The sequence below is a fragment of the Stenotrophomonas sp. SPM genome (assembly GCF_003105135.1).
GTDB lineage: Bacteria > Pseudomonadota > Gammaproteobacteria > Xanthomonadales > Xanthomonadaceae > Stenotrophomonas.
In genome coordinates, this window is the sequence record NZ_QETL01000173.1 from 1 (window position 1) to 4,401 (window position 4,401).

The 4,401-nt window shown below is 68.7% G+C and carries 4 protein-coding genes and 1 pseudogene; all 5 read left to right on the plus strand.

Features of this window, described 5'->3' with window-relative positions; all coding sequences use genetic code 11:
* The first annotated feature begins 146 nt into the window (after positions 1 to 146).
* The 5 genes and pseudogenes from lpxD (at position 147) to DCO49_RS19505 (ending at position 4,347) form a co-directional block, all read left to right on the plus strand.
* Positions 147 to 1,169 (plus strand): UDP-3-O-(3-hydroxymyristoyl)glucosamine N-acyltransferase, encoded by a 1,023-nt coding sequence (lpxD, locus tag DCO49_RS19485; protein ID WP_116865393.1) that lies wholly within the window; start codon positions 147 to 149, stop codon positions 1,167 to 1,169.
* On the plus strand, positions 1,166 to 1,621 hold the full coding sequence (gene fabZ, locus DCO49_RS19490; RefSeq protein ID WP_116865394.1) for a 3-hydroxyacyl-ACP dehydratase FabZ: 456 nt from the start codon (positions 1,166 to 1,168) through the stop codon (positions 1,619 to 1,621). Before lpxD ends, fabZ begins: the two co-directional genes overlap by 4 nt.
* Before the next feature lie 19 nt (positions 1,622 to 1,640).
* Entirely contained in the window at positions 1,641 to 2,432 is a 792-nt protein-coding gene (gene lpxA, locus DCO49_RS19495) for an acyl-ACP--UDP-N-acetylglucosamine O-acyltransferase (protein WP_116865395.1), read from the plus strand.
* A 92-nt stretch (positions 2,433 to 2,524) separates the two neighbouring features.
* Positions 2,525 to 3,688 (plus strand): annotated as a pseudogene (gene lpxB / locus DCO49_RS19500) (lipid-A-disaccharide synthase); the annotation flags it as partial.
* Positions 3,685 to 4,347, plus strand: coding sequence for a ribonuclease HII (locus DCO49_RS19505; protein WP_116865397.1), 663 nt, complete (start codon positions 3,685 to 3,687; stop codon positions 4,345 to 4,347). The pseudogene lpxB and the gene DCO49_RS19505, both read left to right, overlap by 4 nt.
* The last annotated feature ends 54 nt before the right edge of the window (positions 4,348 to 4,401 follow it).

The window sequence follows — 4,401 nt, forward strand, 5'->3', positions numbered from 1 at the left end:
GGGTGGCCCTGGGCAGGACCGTTGGCGCCATGGAGGGGATTTTGCGTGTCCTGACCAGGGCCACCCGCCGCCTCCACCCGGTAGCAGGAAGGCGCCGTGGAACCGCGCCGCATGACCGGACTGGCTCCACACGTTAAACTCCCGCCGTGAATACTCCTACCTACACCGCCCAGCAACTCGCCGATCAGTTCGGCCTGCAGGTCCATGGCGACCCCGCCACCGCCATCCGTGGCGTGGCCACCCTCGCCCATGCCGGTGCCGGCCAGCTGACCTTCCTTGCCAACCCGCGCTACCGCGCGCAGCTGGCCGACAGCCAGGCCTCGCTGGTGGTCCTGCGTGCCGAAGACGCCGAGGCCGCCCCCGGCGCCGCGCTCGTCGCCAAGGATCCCTACACCACCTTCGCCAAGATCGCCGCGCTGTTCGACGTCGCGCCGGTGCGTGAGCCGGGCATCCATCCCAGCGCGGTCATCGATCCGCAGGCCCAGGTGGCCGCCAGCGCCCACATCGGCCCGTTCGTCACCATCGGTGCGCGCAGCGTGGTCGGCGAGAACTGCATCATCGGCGCCGGCAGCATCATCGGCGAAGACTGCATCCTCGACAGCGGCTGCGAACTGATCGCCCGCGTCACCCTGGTCACCCGCGTGAAGCTCGGCAAGCGCGTGCGCATCCATCCCGGCGCCGTGCTCGGCGCCGATGGCTTCGGCCTGGCGATGGACGCCGGCAAGTGGATCAAGGTGCCGCAGCTGGGTGGCGTGCGCATCGGCGACGACTGCGAGATCGGCGCCAATACCTGCGTCGACCGCGGTGCGCTGGAAGACACCGTGCTCGCCGAAGACGTGCGCCTGGACAACCTGGTGCAGATCGCGCACAACGTGCAGATCGGCGCCCACTCGGCCATCGCCGGCTGCACCGGCATCGCCGGCAGCGCCAAGATCGGCCGTTACTGCCTGCTCGGCGGCGCCGTTGGCGTCGTCGGCCACCTGGAAATCTGCGACAAGGTCGTGATCACTGGTAAATCGGTGGTCCGCAACTCCATCACCGAGCCGGGCGAGTACTCGTCCGGAACGCCCCTGACCGACAACCGCACGTGGCGCAAGAACGCCGCGCGCTTCAAGCAGCTTGATGCACTGGCCCGTCGCATCCTGTCTGTGAGCAAGGAGAAAGAATGAGCCAGCCCCAGACCCTGCCGGACATGGCACAGATCCAGACGCTTCTGCCGCACCGCTACCCGTTCCTGCTGGTCGACAAAGTGCTGTCGATCGACTACGAAGCCCGCAGGATCGTCGCCACCAAGAACGTCAGCATCAACGAGCCGTTCTTCCAGGGCCATTTCCCCAACCAGCCGATCATGCCGGGCGTGCTGATCATCGAAGCCATGGCCCAGGCTGGCGGCGTGCTGACCCAGCTCACCCTGGGCCGCGATTCGCAGTCCAAGCTGTTCTACATGGTCAAGGTCGACAAGGCCCGCTTCACCAAGCAGGTGGTGCCGGGCGACGTGCTGGAAATGCACGTCGAGATCAAGCGCGTGATCCGCAACATGGCCGTGTATGACTGCGTGGCCAAGGTCGACGGTGAAGTCGTCGCCTGCGCCGAGGTGCTGTGCGCCGGCACCCGCGATTGACCCTGTACGGAGGAACGAGATGACCGATAGCGCTCCCCTGATCCATCCCACCGCGGTGATCGATCCGTCGGCTCGACTGGCCGACGACGTCCGCGTGGGCGCGTTCACGATCATCGGTCCCGACGTCGAGATCGGCGCCGGCACCGAGGTCGGTCCGCACTGCAGCATCCACGGCCCGACCCGGATCGGCCGCAACAACCGTTTCATCGGCCACGTCGCGGTCGGCGGCGAGCCGCAGGACAAGAAGTTCGCCGGTGAACGCACCGAACTGGTGATCGGCGACCGCAATGTGTTCCGCGAGTTCGTCACCCTCAACCGCGGCACCGGCGGCGGCGGTGGCATCACCACCATCGGCAATGACAACTGGATGCTGGCATACACGCACGTGGCCCACGACTGCCACGTCGGCAACTTCTGCGTGTTCTCCAACAACACCACCCTGGCCGGGCATGTCACCGTCGGCGACTACGTGATCATCAGCGGCTTCGCCGGTGCCCACCAGTTCTGCCGCATCGGTGCCCACGCCTTCCTCGGCATGGGTGCGCTGACCAACGGCGATGTGCCGCCGTTCACCATGGTCGGCACCGATTCGCTGGGCCGCCCGCGTGGCATCAACAGCGAAGGCCTCAAGCGCCGCGGCTTCGATGCCGAGCGCATCACCGCCATCAAGCGCGCCTACCGCACCCTGTACGTGGCCGGCCTGCCGCTGGCCGAAGCCAAGCAGCAGCTGGCCGAGCAGGCACAGGCCAGCGATGACGTCCGCTCCATGCTGGACTTCATCGAGCACACCGAGAGGCACCTGCTGCGATGAGCAGCACGACCGGCCAGGCGCCGGCCGGCGCTGCCGTCATCCCGCTGGCCTCGATGGCCGGCAGCGTGCCGGCGCAGCGGGTGCTCAGCGAGCGCCCGTTGCGGATCGCGCTCGTGGCGGGCGAAGCGTCCGGCGACCTGCTCGGTGCAGGCCTGGTGCGTGAGCTGAAGGCCCGCTTCCCGCATGCCGAATTCGCCGGCATCGGCGGCGATGCCATGCGCACCGCCGGCTGCCAGACCTGGCACGACGCCAGCGAGTTGGCGGTGATGGGCCTGACCGAAGTGCTGCGACACCTGCCGCGCCTGCTCAAGCTGCGCTCGGCATTCCGCGAGCGTGCGCTGGAATGGCAGCCGGATGTGTTCATCGGCATCGACGCCCCGGATTTCAACCTGGGCATCGAGCGCTGGCTGAAGCAGCGCGGCATTCCCACCGTGCACTACGTCAGCCCCTCGGTCTGGGCCTGGCGCGAGAAGCGCGCGGAGAAAATCGGCAGCAGTGCCGACCTGGTGCTGTGCCTGTTCCCGATGGAACCGCCCATCTATGCGAAGCACGGCATCGATGCGCGTTTTGTCGGCCACCCGATGGCCGATGACATTCCGCTGCACGGTGACCGCGACGCAGCCCGCGCCGCGCTCGGCCTGCCCGCTTCGGCGAAGGTGCTGGCGGTGCTGCCGGGCAGCCGCCTGGGCGAGATCTCGCGCCTTGGCGAACCGTTCTTCGAAGCGGCCTGGCAGGTCTCCGAACGCATCCCCGGCCTGCACGTGGTGGTGCCGGCGGCCAACGCCGCCTGCCGCCGCCTGATCGAGGAACAGCTGTCGCGCTCGGCGCTGCCGGTGGCGTACTCACATGTGCTCGATGGCCAGGCACGCACGGCGATGATCGCCGCCGACGTGGTGGTGCTGGCTTCCGGCACGGCCACCCTGGAGGCGATGCTGGTGAAGCGGCCGATGGTGGTCGGCTATCGGGTGAACGAACTGACCTACCGCCTGGTGAAAGCGCTGGGGCTGATCAAGGTCGACCGCTTCGCCCTGCCCAACATTCTCGCCGCGCAGGATCTTGCTCCGGAACTGATGCAGCACGACTGCACGCCGGACAAGCTGGCCGCGGCCATCCAGCAGTGGTTCGACCACCCGCAGCGCACCGCTGACCTGCAGGACACCTACGAGCGCCTGCACGAGCGCCTGCGCCGCAATGCCTCCGCCCGTGCCGCCGACGCGGTGGGCGAGCTGCTGGTGCGCAACCAGGAACCCGCATGAGCCGTCGCGCTGCCGCTGCGGCCAGCCTGGCCCTGTTCGACGGCGCGGCGGTGGTCGAGCCCGAGCGTCTGGTGGCCGGCGTCGACGAAGCCGGTCGCGGGCCCTTGGCCGGCCCGGTGGCCGTGGCCGCCGTGGTGTTCGACCCGGCGCGGCCGCGCATCAATGGCCTGGACGATTCCAAGCAGCTGACCGCGGCGCGCCGCGAACAGCTGCACGACCGCATCATCGAACGGGCGCTGGCCTGGAAGGTGGTGCTGGTGGACGTGAACGCCATCGACCGCCTGAACATCTACCAGGCCACCCTGCAGGGCATGCGCGATGTGGTGGCGGCCGTGGCCCACGTGGCCGGCTTCGCCCGCATCGATGGCAACGTCGTGCCCAAGGGCCTGGTGCTGCCGGCGCAGGCGCTGGTCGGCGGTGATGGCATCGACCGCGCGATCATGGCCGCCTCGATCCTGGCCAAGGTCTCGCGCGACCGCTACATGCAGGACCTGCACGTGCGGCACCCTCAGTACGGCTTCGACCAGCACAAGGGCTACGGCACCCCGGCGCACCTGGCCGCACTGCGCGCGCACGGGCCCTGCGATGAACACCGCCGCAGCTTCGCCCCGGTGCGCGAATGCCTGGAAGTGCCGCAGGTTGTGGCGGCCATCGCCTGAGCCTGCTGGAGTTGTAGAGCCGAGCCCATGCTCGGCTGCTGTGGACAGCCGAGC

Bases quoted from the DNA above. Each gene is read 5' to 3' on its own strand.
- fabZ (WP_116865394.1), top strand. From the start codon at position 1,166: ATGAGCCAGCCCCAGACCCTGCCGGACATGGCACAGATCCAGACGCTT.
- DCO49_RS19505 (WP_116865397.1), top strand. From the start codon at position 3,685: ATGAGCCGTCGCGCTGCCGCTGCGGCCAGCCTGGCCCTGTTCGACGGC.
- lpxA (WP_116865395.1), top strand. From the start codon at position 1,641: ATGACCGATAGCGCTCCCCTGATCCATCCCACCGCGGTGATCGATCCG.